Annotated in this window: 15 protein-coding genes; 13 read left to right on the top strand and 2 right to left on the bottom strand. The window is 58.3% G+C overall.

All coding sequences use genetic code 11. From position 1 onward, the window contains the following. Positions 1 to 13 precede the first annotated feature (13 nt). Genes FJ940_RS06235 through rfbD form a run of 8 tightly spaced genes read left to right on the top strand, consistent with a single transcriptional unit; the run spans position 14 to position 9,361 of the window. Positions 14 to 904: a polysaccharide biosynthesis/export family protein gene (locus FJ940_RS06235; protein WP_224680325.1), complete on the top strand. Its 891-nt coding sequence runs from the start codon at positions 14 to 16 to the stop codon at positions 902 to 904. A gap of 47 nt (positions 905 to 951) precedes the next feature. Beyond that, complete coding sequence (locus FJ940_RS06240) at positions 952 to 3,330, top strand: polysaccharide biosynthesis tyrosine autokinase (protein ID WP_140655790.1); 2,379 nt, start codon at positions 952 to 954, stop codon at positions 3,328 to 3,330. Beyond that, complete coding sequence (locus FJ940_RS06245; RefSeq protein WP_181168502.1) at positions 3,218 to 4,477, top strand: hypothetical protein; 1,260 nt, start codon at positions 3,218 to 3,220, stop codon at positions 4,475 to 4,477. The genes FJ940_RS06240 and FJ940_RS06245 overlap by 113 nt, the downstream gene beginning before the upstream one ends. Next, the gene (locus FJ940_RS06250; RefSeq protein ID WP_140655793.1) at positions 4,474 to 5,928 is read left to right on the top strand and encodes an O-antigen ligase family protein; all 1,455 of its coding nucleotides are present in this window, start codon (positions 4,474 to 4,476) and stop codon (positions 5,926 to 5,928) included. Before FJ940_RS06245 ends, FJ940_RS06250 begins: the two co-directional genes overlap by 4 nt. Before the next feature lie 19 nt (positions 5,929 to 5,947). Next, the gene (gene rfbA / locus FJ940_RS06255) at positions 5,948 to 6,829 is read left to right on the top strand and encodes a glucose-1-phosphate thymidylyltransferase RfbA (RefSeq protein WP_140514965.1); all 882 of its coding nucleotides are present in this window, start codon (positions 5,948 to 5,950) and stop codon (positions 6,827 to 6,829) included. Continuing rightward, the gene (gene rfbC / locus FJ940_RS06260; RefSeq protein WP_140514872.1) at positions 6,830 to 7,384 is read left to right on the top strand and encodes a dTDP-4-dehydrorhamnose 3,5-epimerase; all 555 of its coding nucleotides are present in this window, start codon (positions 6,830 to 6,832) and stop codon (positions 7,382 to 7,384) included. 31 nt (positions 7,385 to 7,415) lie between these two features. Beyond that, positions 7,416 to 8,486 (top strand): dTDP-glucose 4,6-dehydratase, encoded by a 1,071-nt coding sequence (rfbB, locus tag FJ940_RS06265; protein ID WP_140655796.1) that lies wholly within the window; start codon positions 7,416 to 7,418, stop codon positions 8,484 to 8,486. Beyond that, the gene (gene rfbD / locus FJ940_RS06270) at positions 8,483 to 9,361 is read left to right on the top strand and encodes a dTDP-4-dehydrorhamnose reductase (protein WP_140629334.1); all 879 of its coding nucleotides are present in this window, start codon (positions 8,483 to 8,485) and stop codon (positions 9,359 to 9,361) included. The genes rfbB and rfbD overlap by 4 nt, the downstream gene beginning before the upstream one ends. A gap of 76 nt (positions 9,362 to 9,437) precedes the next feature. On the opposite strand, the gene FJ940_RS06275 is transcribed toward rfbD, so the two are convergent. Together FJ940_RS06275 and FJ940_RS06280 are read right to left on the bottom strand one after the other, a co-directional pair. Continuing rightward, positions 9,438 to 10,556 carry a glycosyltransferase gene (locus FJ940_RS06275; protein WP_140655799.1) on the bottom strand — a complete coding sequence of 373 codons (1,119 nt, stop codon included), beginning with the start codon at positions 10,554 to 10,556 and terminating at the stop codon, positions 9,438 to 9,440. Further along, a complete protein-coding gene (locus tag FJ940_RS06280; protein WP_140655802.1) occupies positions 10,553 to 11,677 on the bottom strand; it encodes a glycosyltransferase family 1 protein in 1,125 nt (374 codons plus the stop codon). The genes FJ940_RS06275 and FJ940_RS06280 overlap by 4 nt, the downstream gene beginning before the upstream one ends. Before the next feature lie 202 nt (positions 11,678 to 11,879). On the opposite strand from FJ940_RS06280, the gene FJ940_RS06285 reads away from it, so the two are divergent. The 5 genes from FJ940_RS06285 (at position 11,880) to FJ940_RS06305 (ending at position 16,201) form a co-directional block, all read left to right on the top strand. After that, complete coding sequence (locus tag FJ940_RS06285; RefSeq protein WP_140559486.1) at positions 11,880 to 12,911, top strand: glycosyltransferase family 2 protein; 1,032 nt, start codon at positions 11,880 to 11,882, stop codon at positions 12,909 to 12,911. After that, on the top strand, positions 12,908 to 13,549 hold the full coding sequence (locus tag FJ940_RS06290; protein WP_140559399.1) for a class I SAM-dependent methyltransferase: 642 nt from the start codon (positions 12,908 to 12,910) through the stop codon (positions 13,547 to 13,549). Before FJ940_RS06285 ends, FJ940_RS06290 begins: the two co-directional genes overlap by 4 nt. A gap of 80 nt (positions 13,550 to 13,629) precedes the next feature. Beyond that, complete coding sequence (locus FJ940_RS06295; protein WP_140559400.1) at positions 13,630 to 14,193, top strand: class I SAM-dependent methyltransferase; 564 nt, start codon at positions 13,630 to 13,632, stop codon at positions 14,191 to 14,193. Continuing rightward, positions 14,180 to 15,073, top strand: coding sequence for a hypothetical protein (locus FJ940_RS06300; RefSeq protein ID WP_140624483.1), 894 nt, complete (start codon positions 14,180 to 14,182; stop codon positions 15,071 to 15,073). The genes FJ940_RS06295 and FJ940_RS06300 overlap by 14 nt, the downstream gene beginning before the upstream one ends. 120 nt (positions 15,074 to 15,193) lie before the next feature. Then, the gene (locus tag FJ940_RS06305; RefSeq protein WP_140624484.1) at positions 15,194 to 16,201 is read left to right on the top strand and encodes an FkbM family methyltransferase; all 1,008 of its coding nucleotides are present in this window, start codon (positions 15,194 to 15,196) and stop codon (positions 16,199 to 16,201) included. The last annotated feature ends 28 nt before the right edge of the window (positions 16,202 to 16,229 follow it).

A 16,229-nucleotide genomic window follows, 5' to 3' on the forward strand; every position in this document is an offset into this window, starting at 1 on the left:
TGGTCTCGCCGGTTTGCGCAAGCTCGGGCGCGATAGTGCAGAACCAGTTGCTCACGCCATCGGAAAAAAGCCGGGCCAGCTGTGCGGGCCATTTCGATGGACTGCCCAAGCTGTTCAAAAGTGGGGCTCTGTGATGGGCATTCTCGATCTTGAGGGAACTGGCGCGGGAATGCCGGCACTGCTTGTATTGCTCGCCCTCTCTGCTTGCGCGAGCAGTTCATCATCGTCCACGAGCTCTGTCGATGCGCTGCAGCCGACATCGTCCTCAACGGCGCTTGCCGGGGGCGGCGCGCTACGGATGGTGACGGATCTGCCGGCACCGCAGAATACACAAAACGGCAGCGAGCAGCCGCTGTCTGCCAACGATGTACTCGAAGTCAGCGTATTCCAGGTCGACAACCTGAACAGGACGGTTCAGGTGGATGCCGGCGGCCAGATTTCCCTTCCGCTTATCGGGACGATGACAGCGGCCGGCAAGACGGTCCGCCAGCTCGAAAAGGATATCGAGACCGCCTATGGCGCAAAATATCTGCAATCGCCGGATGTGACGATTTTCGTCAAGGAATCGATAGGCCAGCGCATCACGGTCGACGGCGAGGTCAACAGGGCCGGCATCTATCCGGTGTCCAGCAGCGCCTCCTTGCTGGATGCGATCGCCCTTGCCGGAGGCTTCAACGCCATCGGCGATGCCGGCAAGGTCTTCGTCTACCGCAATGTCGGTCAAAACAAGCTGGTCGCAAACTACAATGTCGAGGAAATCCGCGCCGGCAAGAATCGCAACCCGCGTATCTATGGCGGCGACGTGGTCGTGGTTTTCGCTTCGAAGTCGAAAATCGCAATGAACAATTTGAAGGATGCCCTGGGCCTCGCGTCGAGCGCGGCCCGAATTGCGGTCATTCCGTAAGGGAGGCCTGGCCGGCCAGGGTACGGACAACCAGGATCACCTCGCGCATGCTCGATCGCAACAGGCAGTCCCAAATCGCCGGTCCTCGACATGGCCAGGCTTTATCCGCGGACCTCTATTATGACGGGGCGCAGAATTATAGTCCTTACGGTCGAGACTATGCCGCTCACGACGAGAGATTCAATCCGCTCAAGCTGCTTTTCTATGTCGTGCAATATCGCTGGCTGATCGTCATGATGGCGGTGGCTGGCCTAGTTGCCGGTATCATAGTGACAATGATGCAGACGCCGAAATATCAGGCAACGACGCAGCTGGAAGTCCTGGTCCCTTCGGCAAAGGTTTTTCAGGACATCGAAGTGGTTTCCGAAAACAGCGACTTACGCGCGTTTCTGACTGCTCGCGAGAAACTGAAGAGCCGGGCGCTGGCCCAGCGCGTCGTGTTTCAGCTGGGGCTCTCCGAAAAACCGGATTTCCTGTTCCCAACCCCGAGCTTCTCGCTCAGCAACATCTTCTACCGTGCATTTGGAATTTCCAAATCGCCTTCGATCCAGGAAAAGACCCCCGAAGAGCGAGAGGCAATGGCGATCAAGCGCGTTCTGAAGGATCTGACGGTCAACCTTGTGACCAACACCAGCTTGCTGTCGATCACCTTCGTCGACCAGAAGCCCAGATACGCAAGTGACGTCGCCAACCAGGTCGCGCAGAGCTTTATCGATCAACGTCTCGACCAGACCAGCGAGACGTCGGATCTGGCGAGACAGTTCATCCAGGAACAGGTCCTGCAGGTCAAGCAGAAGCTGCAGAAGTCTGAGGAGGAACTGGTCGCCTATGCGAAGGATGCCGGCATCACCGTCACCGGCGACGACAAATCGCTGATCGGATCGAACATCGAGGCGCTGAACACAGCGCTCGCCACCGCTATCCAGGATCGTCTTGATGCCGGTCGTGTCGTGGACCAGATAGACAAAGGGCGGGGCTCCAGCCTGTCGCCGGTCCTGGAGAGTGATGGCTTGCAAAAGCTCAGCGAAAAACTCGCTGACCTCAAGAGCCAATACCAGCAGAAACTGAGCATCCTGAAGCCAGGCTTTCCGGAGATGCAGCAGCTCCAGTCGCAGATCAAGGAGCTGACGCGGCTTTATAATAACGGCGTCCTGACGATAACCGATTCGCTGCGCCTGAAGTACCAGGAAGCGCAGAATAAGGAAGCCGACCTCAAATCCAAGCTCGCCGAGATGGAAAAGCAGCAGGTTGTCTTCAATGACAAGAATATAAAATACACCATCCTCAAGCGCGAGGTCGATTCCAACCGGTCGCAATATGACAGTCTCATCACCAAGCTGAATGAAGTAGGCGTCAGCTCCGAGCTCAAGACGCAAAGCGCAGCCATTGTCGATTTCGCGACCCTGCCCGTAAGTCCCTATTCTCCGCGCCTGATCATCAATCTGGCGATCGCGCTAGCGCTGTTCATGGCTCTCACTGCATCGATCATCTACATCATCGAGTTGCTGAACAACACCTTCACCAATCCCGAGCAGGTCGAAAGGGAGATGGGGCTGGCCATGCTCGGCATCCTGCCGCTCGTCGATGACCGCGAACTGACGGCCAGCATCGCCGACCAGAAGTCCGGGCTATCGGAAGCTTATCGTTCGCTGCGAACGTCGCTGCAATTCTCCGGCGCGGAGGGCGCGCCGCGTTCGCTGCTGGTGACCAGCTCCGAGCCTTCCGAAGGCAAGTCGACGACCTCGTTCAAGCTCGGCCAGGATTTCGCCGCCCTCGGTGCGAAGGTCTTGCTTATCGACGGCGATCTGCGCAAACCGAATCTTCATCGGCTGTTCGGTCTCGACAACGCGATCGGGTTGAGCAATCTCCTGACGAATACGGTGCGTAAGGAAGATGTGGCGGGCATATTCAGGACGACCAAATATCCCAACGTGACCGTGCTGACGTCAGGAACGATCCCGCCCAACCCTGCGGATCTGCTTTCATCGCCGAAGATGGCGCTGATCGTCACCAATCTCGGCAAGCGCTTCGATCTCGTCATCGTCGACGCTCCGCCGATCGTCGGCCTGTCCGATGCGCCCATTCTCAGCCGGCTTGCCGAGGGCACGCTAGTGGTCATTTCCACGAACCAGGTGACGCGCAAGGCGGCCAAGACGGCGCTGAAACGCCTGCGCGCAGCCGGAGCGAACGTGATCGGGGCGGCAATGTCGAAATTCGCGGTGAACAAGTTCGACTACAACTACGCCTATAAATACATGAACTACCAATATTACGAACATGGCGCGGGCACGCCGAAGATTGAGGGCAAAGTCGATGACGGAGCAGGCCAGCCCGCTCATGCAAAATCTCCTGCGTTCAAGCGTTTGGTTCGTCGCCTCCGTTCTGGTGTTGATGGCTTCGTCGATCGGACTAAGTCGGCTCCTTGAGGAGGGAACGCCGAGTGTGTCTCTGGCACTGGACCCGCTGAACGCAGATGCCTTGATAGACGAAATTGCCGGCGAGCTGAACGAAACGAGCGCCGATCTCGGCGCGTTGGCCGCCAAGGCCAAGAATGCGCTTCGCTTCAATGTCGCGGACGCCCGTCTCTACAGCCTGATCGGCGAGATCAGATATCGGCAAGGCGAACAGGCCCAGGCTTTCGAACTTTTCGACCAGGCGCGAAAACTGTCCAAGACTGAAATCCATGCGCTGCAGAGGTCCATCGATCGCTCGATCGCGGCAGGCGATCTGGCGAGGGCCGTGGGCGAGATCGACACCTTGCTGCGCCGGTGGCCAGACCAGTTTTCGGCCATCGCCCCAGGGTGGCCTGCCATCCTTTCCAATTCCGACGGCTACCAGGCCGTGCTGGCAGCCCTGGAGGCAGAGGCGCCGTGGCGTGGTAAGCTTTTTCTCGCCCTTGGCCAGAACCCGCAAAGCCTGGGACCTGCAAACCAGCTGCTGCTCGATCTCGGGCGCACGGGTGCGCCGCCGACATCCAGCGAATTGTCCGCCGTTATCACCGGTTACATCAAGCAGAAGGACTATGGCCCGGCCTATCGGCTGTTTCTTTTCAGCCTGTCCGATCGGGAGCGGAAGCTGGGTGGCTATATCTTCAATGGCGGCTTCGAGCCGCTCTTCAGCGGCAAGCCGTTCGACTGGGTGATACACGACCGATCTGGGCTGGAGATCACCTTTGCCGGATCGCAGGGCGCGGGTGAAAGTGAAAGCGACAGCGGGGCGACGGTTCGATTTCTAAACACGCCGGTCAAGAACGCTGCGCTTCAGCAATATGTCGAATTGCCCCCCGGTTCTTACCGGATGTCCATGACCGTGTCCGCGACAAATCTCAAACTGCCAAAGCAGCTGTTCTGGTCCGTCAGATGCGCGGACCCGTCAAGCGAGGTAGCGCGCTTCAACATACCGGAAGGTACATTCAACCGGCGAAGCCTGAGCCTGGATTTCACCGTCGGACCGGCTGCGTGTCCGATACAGTTGCTGAGGCTGGAAACAGCCGCAATTGCCGAGAGCTGGCGGTTTCGATACGTCGGCACGCTGGTCATGCACAGATTGAGCATCGAGAGGGTGTCGTCGTGAGAGCACGGTCACGGCAGCCCGGGCAGTGGGACAAATACCTGCTTGGGTCGGTTCTTTTCCTGTCCCTGCTGATTGGCGGCGGCACCGCGAGCGGCCTCTACACCGAAACGCTGATCGAGATCGCGGCGATTCTCTCGGCCGCGGCCATCTTGTCGCGGCCCAGCGGACAAACAATTCCCCGGGCGATCTTGTGGCTGATTGCTCTCGGCCTAGCCGTGTTCTGCTTCCAGATCGTTCCGCTGCCCGGGGCCTTGCTGGACGGCTTGCGGCCCGAGGTGCTGCTTGTCAGACCCTGGCTGGATGGTGAAACGCAATCGCGCTTCGTCAGCGTCGGCGTCGGGCGCACGATCGAGTGCATGTTGTATTTCGCCGCCGCCGCGGCATTTTTCCTCGGCGTCACCCGCCTGCGCACCGAGGAGGTCTACGGCCTTGTTCCCTTCTTTTTCATGGGCGTCATCTGCAATGGCCTGGCCGCGGCGATCCAGTATTCGCTCTCCGACACAGTCGCCATAGAAGGATTGCTGCCGTTTACGATCAATGCGGGCCTGTTTGCCAATCAAAATCACTTTTCGGCCTTGCTCTTCGTCTCCATCCCATTCGTGGTCTATTATGGCTTGTTCCGTGGACATTTTCTGTCCGGATCGCTTGGGCTGACGATGCTCTTGCTGCTTCTTCTGGCAGCCGGCTCGCGCGCCGGCATTCTGATCGGACTGGTGATCACCGCGATATCAGTTGTCTTCCTGTCCGCTCGCTCAAGGGCGGGCGGATATGGCATTCTTGCGGTTTTCATCGGGCTTTCCGTCTACACGATCGGTGCATGGGCGAAGATCGATGCGAAGGTGGTCGATCCGGCTTTCGGCAGGGCAGAGTTTGCTCGCACCACGATCGAAGGAATGAAAGAGAACTGGGTGACTGGCGTTGGTTTCGGCAGCTTTCCGAAGGTCTATCAGATATACGAAAAAGCCGGAATGATTTTCAGAACTTATGTAAATCATGCCCACAATGACTACCTCGAATTGGCACTTGAGGGCGGCATACCGGTCGTTTTGTTAATGATTGTGTATGCCATATTGCTTTTCGCCTCGTCGGTCCGGATTCGCCGGGAGCCGTTACAGAAGGCTGCATTTCTGTCGGTGTCGTTTTTGCTCGTTCACTCTCTTGTCGACTATCCCTTGCGAACCGCAGCACTCGCGATGACGTTTGCCTATTTGAACGCGATCGTCTTTCACAAGGGTTTTGCCGAGCGGCTGAACCAAAGGCGCGAGATGGGCGAGATAGGCCATGACGATGAAGACAATCTGCTTGTCCCGGCCAGGACCTCGGGCCCGGCAAGGCAAGGGCGGTTGGCGGGGGCCGGGGACACTCGCTCGGCCCCTTCTTCGGGCACCAGATTGACAAGCCACGGCATGAAACCTAAGCACGGGCGGCTTGTGTCAGGGGAGGGGACTTAGGCATGTCAAGGAGAGTTTCTTGAAAGGAATTATCCTTGCTGGAGGCAGTGGAACGCGCCTTTATCCGCTAACGTTGGCGGTCTCCAAGCAAATCCTCCCAGTATACGACAAACCGATGATCTATTACCCGCTGAGCGTTTTGATGCTTGCGGGGATTCGAGAGATTCTGGTCATATCCACGCCGCGGGACCTGCCGGTTTTCCGCGAGCTGTTGGGCGATGGATCGGAATTCGGGCTTGAGTTGTCCTACGCCGAGCAGCCGCAGCCCAACGGGCTTGCGGAAGCGTTCATTATCGGCCGCGATTTCATCGGCGCGGACAGCGTTTCGATGATACTGGGCGACAACATCTATTTTGGCGACGGATTGTCCAAGCTTTGCCGCACCGCGGCATCGCGCGAAAGCGGCGCTTCGGTGTTCGCCTACCATGTCGAGGATCCGGAGCGCTATGGCGTGGTGTCCTTCGACAAGACCACTGGAACCGCGCTCACGATTGAGGAAAAACCACAGAAGCCGAAATCCAACTGGGCCGTCACCGGCCTTTATTTCTACGACAACCAAGTTGTCGATATCGCCTCAAGGATTCGGCCCTCGGCTCGAGGCGAGCTCGAAATCACGGCGGTCAACAATGCCTATCTCGAGCGTGGCCAGTTGCAGGTGCATCGGTTGGGGCGCGGCTATGCCTGGCTCGATACCGGCACTCACGACAGCCTGGACGATGCTTCTTCGTTCGTGCGTACAATCGAACGTCGCCAGGGCATCAAGGTCGCCTGTCCGGAGGAAATCGCCTTCGAACAGGGCTGGCTGAGGGCCGATGAAGTGTTGCAGCGGGCAACCCGCTTGGGAAAAAATGAATATGCCGCTTATCTGCGCCGTCGCGTGGTCGAGTTGTCGGAGGACTAGATGCTGGAGGTGAGACCCCTTGGCATCGAAGGTCTGCTCGAAATTATTCCGAAGCGGCACGGCGATGCCCGTGGCTACTTCACCGAAACCTGGAACGCCGCACGCTTCGCCGAGGCCGGCCTCGAACTCGCCTTCGTCCAGGACAATCACTCCTATTCCGCCGCGGCCGGTGTCGTCAGGGGGCTGCACTATCAGTTGCCGCCACGTGCCCAGGACAAGCTGCTGCGCGTTGTCAGAGGCAGCGTCCTGGATGTCGCGGTCGATATCCGCCGCTCCTCGCCGACATTCGGAAAATGGGTTGCCCTCGAGGTCTCGGCCGAGAAGGGCAACCAGATCCTGGTGCCCAAGGGCTTCGCCCACGGCTTCATGACGCTCGTGCCCCATACCGAGGTGCTGTACAAGGTGACCGACACCTATTCGCCCGAACACGACCGCTCGATCCGTTTCGACGATCCGGCCATCGGTATCGAATGGCCGCCGCCGGCTGGCGGCTTTCAGCTTTCTGACAAGGACCTCAAGGCGCCGCTGCTCGCCGCCGCCGAGGTGTTTGCCTGATGAACATTGCCAGATGCACGGGGATAGCGGCATGAACTTTCTGGTGACGGGCGGGGCCGGCTTCATCGGTTCGGCGGTGTGCCGGCATCTGTGCGCCAACCCGGCCTACCGGGTGACCAATCTCGACAAGCTGACCTATGCGGGCAACCTGGCCTCGCTGCGGCCGATCGAAAATGCACGAAATTACAGCTTCGCCCACGCCGACATCTGCGACGAGAGGGCGGTGCTCGACATATTGCGCCGCGGCGATATCGACATCGTCATGAACCTCGCCGCCGAGAGCCATGTCGACCGCTCGATCGATGGGCCGGGCGCCTTCATCGAGACCAACATCGTCGGCACCTACCGGATCCTCAACGCAGCGCTGGAGTACTGGCGCGGCCTTTCCGACGACAGGAAGGGCCGTTTCCGCTTCCATCACGTCTCGACCGACGAGGTGTTCGGCGACCTGCCCTTCGATGGTGGCATGTTCGTGGAAGAGACGCCTTACGCGCCGTCTTCGCCCTATTCCGCCTCCAAGGCGGCCTCCGACCATCTGGTGCGCGCCTGGCACGAGACCTATGGCCTGCCGGTGGTGCTGTCCAATTGTTCGAACAATTACGGGCCCTACCATTTTCCCGAAAAGCTGATCCCGCTGGTCATCCTCAACGCGCTCGACGAGAAGCCGCTGCCGGTCTACGGCGCCGGCGCCAATGTGCGTGACTGGCTGTTCGTCGAGGACCATGCGCGCGCGCTGGAACTGATCGCCACCAAGGGGCAGCCGGGCGAGAGCTACAATGTCGGCGGCAATTCGGAACGCACCAATCTGGGTGTCGTCGAGACGATCTGCGATCTGCTCGACGCCAGGCGCCCCCGGGCCGCCGGCAAAAGCTATCGCGACCTGATCTCTTTCGTCACCGACCGTCCCGGCCATGATCGCCGCTACGCCATCGACGCGTCCAAGATCGGCCGCGAGCTCGGCTGGACGCCGAGGGAGAATTTCGACAGCGGCCTGGCAAGGACGGTCGACTGGTACCTGGACAACAAATGGTGGTGGGGACCGATCCGCGAACAGCGCTATGCCGGCGAAAGACTGGGCGAAGCGCGCAAGGAGGCGGTGTGAGGCTCGTTGTCACCGGACGCGAGGGCCAGGTTGCGGCAAGCCTTCTGGAGGCTGGGCGCGAAGACGTCAAGGTCATCGCCATCGGCCGGCCGCAACTCGACCTCGCGCGGCGCGGGACTGTGATCGAGGCCATCACCGCCGCTAAGCCCGATATCGTCGTGTCGGCCGCCGCCTACACGGCGGTGGACCAGGCCGAGGACGAACCCGAGCTCGCCTTTGCGGTGAACGCCGCCGGCGCCGGCGAGGTGGCGCAGGCGGCGGCTCGGCTCGGCGTGCCCGTCATCCATCTGTCGACCGACTATGTCTTCGACGGCACCAAGGACGGTCCCTATCTGGAAACCGACGCGACCGCGCCGATTGGCGTCTACGGCGCCTCCAAGCTTGCCGGCGAACAGGCGGTGGCATCAGCCAATTCGCGCCACCTGATCTTGCGCACGGCGTGGGTCTACAGCCCGTTCGGCAAGAATTTCGCCAAAACCATGCTGAGGCTGGCCAGCGACCGCGACGAGATACCGGTTGTGGCCGACCAATGGGGAAATCCCACTTCCGCGCTTGATATCGCTGACGCGATCCTGCATGCGGCAGCACGGCTGCACCGCAACGAGGATTTCGCCGCGTGGGGCATCTATCATCTGGCCGGCACGGGCGAGACCAACTGGAGCGGCTTCGCCCGCCATATCCTGGACATAAGCGGTGGGCTCGGTGGCCCCTCCGCGCGGGTGCGCGATATTGCTGCGACGGACTATCCGACCAAGGCGCGCCGCCCCGTCAATTCCCGGCTGTCGAGCGCGAAGTTTGCCTCCGTGTTTGGATGGAGTGCGCCGGTACTGCAGAAATCGGCGCGAGAGGTGGTCCGTCGTCTCCTGAGCAGGTGACCTGACGGGCTTTGACTGCATCAACAACCATCAACCCGCGGGGGATTCACCGGCTGCCACAGCGCGAAGCCGTATTTCAGCGTCGGCGGTTATCGAGTTGGTGATAGAGTTCGGCGTATGCTGTTCCCATCCTGTCAGCTGTGAAGAGGCGAACATAGCGATCGCGAGCAGCTCGCCCCCAGTTCGCTGCCTCGACCGGCGAATCGACGACCTGGTTGATGGCTTCGGCAAGGCGTGCTGGATCGGAAGGCGGTACGACCAACCCGGTCTCGCCGGCTTTGTTCACATAACTTGTTCCCGTTCCGATCTCGCAAGAGATCATCGGTTTGCCGCACATCGCAGCCTCGACGAGAGAAAGCCCGTAGGCTTCCGACCTCTGGTTTGACGGAAAAACGAACCCCAGGCAGTTGTGGAGGAGCGCCATCTTGTGCCGCTCGGCCACCTCGCCGAGGAAAATCACATTGTTGCGACGCAACGTCTTGGCCTGAAGCTTCAGGCGCTCTTCGATAGGCCCTGATCCGGCAATAACGATCTTGCACCTGACTTTGTCGGCCGCCTGAATCAGCACGTCCAGCCCCTTATAGTAGCGCAAGACGCCGACGAAGAGCACGAAAGGCTCCGCCACTGCCGTTTGGCACCATCTGTGGTCGGCTTCGGTTGGCGCGGGGTAATCGGTTTCATTGATGCCGATTGGAATGATCGCCGATTTGCCCTCCAAGGCTCTGAGAACGGGGCTCGATTTCAAATAGTCCGGAGATGTCGCGACGATAGCGTCCACATCCCTGAGGAAGCGCAGCATCAGCGGCCGATAAAGAGGCAGCAAAAGCCTCTGTTTGACGATGTCGGAATGGTAGGTGACGACGGTCGGTTTGCCATGACGGGATTGAAAATGCACCATGTCCATGAGTGGCCATGGGAAATGGTAATGTATGAGGTCGGCTTTCCTGGCGAGCGCTCCGAACTTCCGAAAGACCTCGAACGAAAACCCGGTCGACGCCAGTTCGAAATCCAGCTTGGCTTTTCGGGCCATGTGCCCGTCGAGATGCTGCGTGTTCTCGTTCGGAGCACGGCTCAACGAGAGCACTTCGGTTTCAATGCCGCGGCTGGCGGTGCTTTGAGCGATGGCATGTATCGTCCGCTCCACCCCGCCAAAGGTATCGGGCCAGTACGTCTTGAAGAAATGCAGCACTTTCAAATGTTGGTCTTCCGTCTTCGCTCGATGGCCAGTTCAAAAATCTGAAGCATACCCTTGGCGTAATTCTCCCAGGTGAAACGCGCGGCATTTTTCTTCGCGTCCGCAGCGATCCCGTCTCGAAATTTCGCATCGACACAGAGCCGGTGAAATGCATCAGCAATTGCCGCGGGATTCTTCGGATCGACGAGCACGGCATTGTTCCCCGCGACTTCGGGCATTGACGAAGTGTTCGACGTCAGCACTGGCTTGCCGAAAGATTGTGCCTCGACGATCGGAAAGCCAAACCCCTCATAAAGCGATGGCATCACGAGAAATAGGCAATTCGCATAGATCGTGGCGAGCGTCGCGTCGTCGACGAAACCGGTAAATTTGATATTTGTCCCGAGGCCGCTACTGCGGACCTGGTCGGCCAAGCCCGTTTGTTTCCAGCCCTTCGCGCCGACCACGACCAGGTCGCAGCCGGATTGGACAGTAGCCGGCAACAGACCGTAGGCCTTTATCAGATTGCTGAGGTTCTTGCGTGGCTCGATTGTGCCGACAAAAAGCGCATAGGGCTTGACGATGCCGAGCGGTTCCAGGCTCCCAACATCGCCGGGCGGCGGCAATGCCACTGTACCGGGGGCAACTGTCCTGACCGGCGATTTCAGCCAGGGGAATTCGTTCCTCAAGGCAGTGGCGGTGGCCATCGAAACCCCGACTACGACATCAGCGGTCTTCAACGCCGGCTTCATCAGCAGGCGGTCACCCATCCAGGTCCGGGTTCGCATGGTCTGCGCAGCGTGCAACCAGACGAGGTCGTGAATGGTGACCACCCGCCCGACGTGGCGGTCGAGCAGGAAGGGCAGGCGGTGCGATGGGCCCCAGAATATCTCGACTTTGTCGCGCGCGGCCCAGGAGGGCACCACGGCCTGTCCCCAATAAGTTCGGCCAACAGAACCCTTGAAGTTGGCGGTCCGCACGGAAACGCCATGCGGAATATCGTAGTCTGCATTGATCTTGCCCGGTGCGTACAGAAAGACATCAGCGCCGAGAGCCGCCAGCGCTTTCACGGCATTGTGGACGAACCGCCCAATTCCGTCGGAGGCCGATCCTAAATTCCTGCCATCGATCCCGATTCTCAATCTTCTCTCCGGAAGCGAATTGAGCAGCGAATTGGGCAAAGGATTCCGGACATTTTTGCGGTGATAGCAGAGACAACGCTTCCAGGAGCGACCAGGCGACAACTCATTAGGAAAAAACGCCAATACACATTTCGCCGACTCCGTTGCTCAATAGTGGATGAAGTTTCCGCCGGGGGAAAACCGCTTGCGCCTCAGTCTGAGAATGGTAGATGCATGCGTATCAGGGTCCCAATTCGAGAGTACGCCGCTGCCAAAGCTGATTATCCAGATCCCTTGCTATAACGAGGCGGAAACGCTCGCGATAGCGCTGAATGATCTGCCGCGGACCGTTGCTGGTTTTGACTGCGTCGAATGGTTGATCATCGACGATGGAAGCAGCGACGAGACGGTGAGAGTTGCCGAGGAAAACGGCGTCGACCACATTGTGCGTCATACCAGCAATCGCGGTCTCGCCTATGCTTTCATGACTGGCATTGAAGCCTGCCTCGCGCGGGGCGCGGATGTCATCGTCAACACCGATGCCGACAATCAGTATAACGCGGCCGACCTGCCGGCGCTGACCCGGCCGGTTCTCCAAGGGCGTGCGGATATGGTCATCGGCTCCCGACCGATATCGGAGATAGAGCATTTCTCGCCGGTCAAGAAGCTTCTGCAGAAGATTGGCAGCTGGGTGGTTCGCGTCAGCAGCGGCACCGATGTCCAGGACGCCCCAAGCGGATTTCGCGCCATCTCGCGAAACGCGGCCCAGCGTCTTGCCGTGTTCAACAACTACACCTACACGCTGGAAACCATCATTCAAGCCGGCCGCAAGAATATGCGCGTGGTTTCGGTGCCGGTCCGCGTCAACGGCGACCTGCGGCCGTCGAGGCTGGTGAAGAGCATTCCGTCTTATCTGAAGCGCTCGATTTTCACGATCATCCGTATTTTCGTTATCTACCAGCCCGCCCGGTTCTTCGGCACGGTCGCGGCCATTCTTTTCGGCGTTGGTTTTCTGATCGGCCTGCGTTTTCTTTATTTCTTTCTGTTTGACGGAGGTAGCGGCCACATACAGTCGGTGATCCTGGCGGGTGCGCTCATGTCGATGGGCTTCCAGGCACTTCTGGTCGCCTTTCTGGCCGATGTGATAGCGGCCAACCGCAAGCTTCTCGAAGACATCCGCTATACGCAGCGCGCCACGCCAGGAGAGATCGCGCGGCTGCGCCCAAAGCGGCAGGAAAGCAGGCTGAACGGATGAAGGTAGCTGGCGGACAGGCAGAGGACGGCATCGTCATAGGCAACACCTATGACAAATACGGCACGCGGAACCTGATCGCACGTCGGATGGTCGCAGGATTCGACGGTGCCCTGTCCGGCCTGGTGGCAAAGGTCAGCCCCACCACCATCCACGAGGTCGGATGTGGAGAGGGCTATTGGGTCATGCGCTGGCTTGACCAGGCCATCGATGCGCGGGGTACCGATTTCTCCACGCAGGTTATCGGAATGGCAAAGGAAGAAGCCCGCGGGCGCGGTATGGATCCCGAGCGTTTTGAGGTACGCAGCATCTACGAGGTGATGCCCGAACAAGATGGCGCCGATCTTATCGTGTGTTGCGAGGTGATGGAGCACCTCGAGGAGCCGCAAAAGGCTTTGCAGGCACTGCAGCGCATTGCAAGATCGGACCTGATACTCAGCGTGCCTCGGGAGCCGCTTTGGCGTGCACTCAACCTGGCGCGCGGAAAATACGTATCTGCCCTGGGAAACACACCGGGCCATCTGCAGCACTGGTCGCAGCGTGGCTTCATCTCGCTCGTGTCGCGGTTCTTCGAGGTGGTTGAGGTTCTGTCGCCATTGCCCTGGACGATGCTTCATTGCCGCTCTAGGAAGGCAAAATGATAGTGCCAGTCCGTCCTTATGCAGGGTTCGGGCTGAACCGGTACCTTTTTGCATTGTGAAAAACATCCAAGGTATAGAAATTGGCTGACCAAGCGACCGAGGGAGTGCTTTCCCCATTCTTGAAGCGGCAGCGAATTGTCGCTGTTAGAGAATACATAAAAGGCCGCGTATTGGACGTCGGTTGTGGCAATGGTGCGTTGGCGGAGCTTGTTGACAGCCGGAACTATGTAGGGATCGACCTGGATCCGGTATCGATCGCGGCTGCTAGAAAGAAATATCCTTCGCATAAATTTGTCCAGGCGGAACATCTGGCCGTGGAGGTGTTCGACACCATTGCTGCTTTGGCGGTAATCGAGCACGTAAAGGATCCTCGCACTTTCTTGGCGACTTTGAAGTCGAACCTAGTGCGTGCCCCAGCGGCACGAATTGTCTGTACGACGCCTCATCCCTCAATGGATTGGGTCCATTGGGTAGGTTCTCGAATCGGTGTTTTCAGTCGAAGTGCGAACGAAGAGCATGAAGACCTGTTGGATAAAAAGAAGCTGTCGGATGCTGGACGCTCGGTAGGTTTAAAGATGGTTACCTACCGACGCTTTCTTTTTGGAGCGAATCAGGTTTTCTCGTTCACGCATGATGATCTATAAAACAATAGACAGGTTTGTTAGAGATAATATTAAAGCGCTTGGGTTCTTCTTGGCGTTCCTGGCTCTGCTTTTCGTTTTTAATAAGATAATATTGTATGGTAGTGAAATAAGTTTCCGAAACTTTGACACGCTGGACATAGTATTTCTAATATCTCTCTCACTTATATCAGGAATTTCGAGTATTCTACTTGCTTCCGGCTGGCGGGAAATTCTTGTTTATGTTGGTGTGGATCGACCATTTCGTTGGGCGGTGTGGGCTTACGCCACTTCACAACTGGCGAAATACGTTCCAGGAAATGTTTTCCAACTTGTCGGCAGACAGGCATTGGGGGTCGCCGCCGGTATCAGTAACGCCCCGCTTGCAAAGTCGTCCGTTTTGGAATTGCTGGTCATCGCAGCGTCTACGATTTTGTTTGTGCCCCTCGTGTCACCATTCGTGTTTCTAGATATTGGTTTGGCCACTAGCCTACCCCTATTTTTGATTCTTGCCGCAGCACTTCTCCTGCTGACAAGATGGTTATTCGGACCGATTCTCGCGAAGTCAGCGGCGTTCTACGCCTCTTATCTTGCTGTTTCTGGCGCAATCTTCGTTGCCGCCTACAGTCTTGCCGGTGGCTCGAGCGACCTTAGCCTCTATCCGGCGATAGCCGGTGCATATGTAATTGCTTGGCTTGCGGGGCTTTTAACTCCAGGCGCGCCGGCAGGTATCGGCGTTAGGGAAGCTGTTCTGCTCTTTCTGCTCGACGGGCTCAGCCCCAGCTCGGTCATTCTTCTGGCTGTGGTGATCGGACGAATGATCACTGTTCTGGGCGATCTTCTATTTTTTGTTGGCGGACTGATCGCCGGTCGACTGTGTGAGATAACCAATGAGCAAGGCTGAAGCCCCAAAAGGGAAAGCGCCAGCGATTCCTATCGACGTGCTCTATTGCGGCGAAACAAAAGACAGACGGTTAGTTTTTCGCTGTGCTAGACGTTTGAGCAATCTCAGGAGACGATAACAATGCTTAAGGCCGCTGCGCTCAAAATACCGCAGATCAGGAGGCTATGGCAGGATCGTGCCGATCTTTCGGCGCAACGTGATAGCCTGCTCCGGGAAAACCAGCAGTTGCGAGCGTCCAAGGAGCCGGGACCGGGCAGCGTATTCTTCCACTATAACTGCAGTTTCGATGCTATAGGCACCATGAATAGACACGCGCGGAGCGATCTGCAGCCCCACCCGTCCTACGTTACAAACTTTCTCGGCGTCAAAGTTTCACCTCGGTTTTTCCCGGGCATTCTCGATGGCAAGGCGGGAACCATCGAGCCGATACCTATCCCCGCCAACTGGCATGCAGACATAGCTGAATGGGCCGCAGCACTCAGGGCCGTTGACTTGGCCTCGGAACGCTTCCGCGTTGTGGAGTTGGGGTGCGGTTGGGGATGCTGGTTGAACAACACAGGCGCTGCCGCACGCAACAAGGGACTCACAGTCGAACTGATTGGCATCGAAGGAGATAGCGAGCATGTCGCCTATGCCCAGGAGGCAATGGCGGCCAACGACTTTTCGGAAGACGAATTTCGGATCATCCATGGTGTCGCAGCGCCTGAAAAAGGAGAAGCGCTCTTTCCGGTCGTCGAGAATGCCGGCGCATCCTGGGGCTCGGAACCGATCCTGAATGCGACGGCAGCACAGATCAAGGAAGCTTCGGCATCAGGGCAATATCAAAGACTTGATGCCTTCCCGCTGGCCGATATCGTCAGCGGCGAGCCGGTCGATCTCCTGCATATCGATATTCAGGGCGGCGAGGCAGATTTCGTCGAAGCGGCGATCAGCGACCTCAATAAATTCGTTCGCTACATCGTCATCGGCACGCACTCCCGCCAGATCGAAGGGCGAATCATGAGCACCTTTCTTAATGAAGGCTGGAAGCTCGAAATTGAGCGTCCCGCAATCATCGGATTGGTCGACGGGCGCCCACGAATTTCAGTCGACGGCGTCCAGGGTTGGCGGAACGCATCCTCCATCTGAGCTGCTAATTAGAACAAGGATTTGCACA

This window comes from Mesorhizobium sp. B2-3-7, assembly GCF_006442695.1.
Classification (GTDB): domain Bacteria; phylum Pseudomonadota; class Alphaproteobacteria; order Rhizobiales; family Rhizobiaceae; genus Mesorhizobium.

Bases quoted from the DNA above. Each gene is read 5' to 3' on its own strand.
- FJ940_RS06240 (WP_140655790.1), top strand. From the start codon at position 952: ATGCTCGATCGCAACAGGCAGTCCCAAATCGCCGGTCCTCGACATGGC.
- FJ940_RS06245 (WP_181168502.1), top strand. From the start codon at position 3,218: ATGACGGAGCAGGCCAGCCCGCTCATGCAAAATCTCCTGCGTTCAAGC.
- rfbC (WP_140514872.1), top strand. From the start codon at position 6,830: ATGCTGGAGGTGAGACCCCTTGGCATCGAAGGTCTGCTCGAAATTATT.
- rfbB (WP_140655796.1), top strand. From the start codon at position 7,416: ATGAACTTTCTGGTGACGGGCGGGGCCGGCTTCATCGGTTCGGCGGTG.
- FJ940_RS06285 (WP_140559486.1), top strand. From the start codon at position 11,880: ATGGTAGATGCATGCGTATCAGGGTCCCAATTCGAGAGTACGCCGCTG.
- FJ940_RS06290 (WP_140559399.1), top strand. From the start codon at position 12,908: ATGAAGGTAGCTGGCGGACAGGCAGAGGACGGCATCGTCATAGGCAAC.
- FJ940_RS06300 (WP_140624483.1), top strand. From the start codon at position 14,180: ATGATGATCTATAAAACAATAGACAGGTTTGTTAGAGATAATATTAAA.
- FJ940_RS06305 (WP_140624484.1), top strand. From the start codon at position 15,194: ATGCTTAAGGCCGCTGCGCTCAAAATACCGCAGATCAGGAGGCTATGG.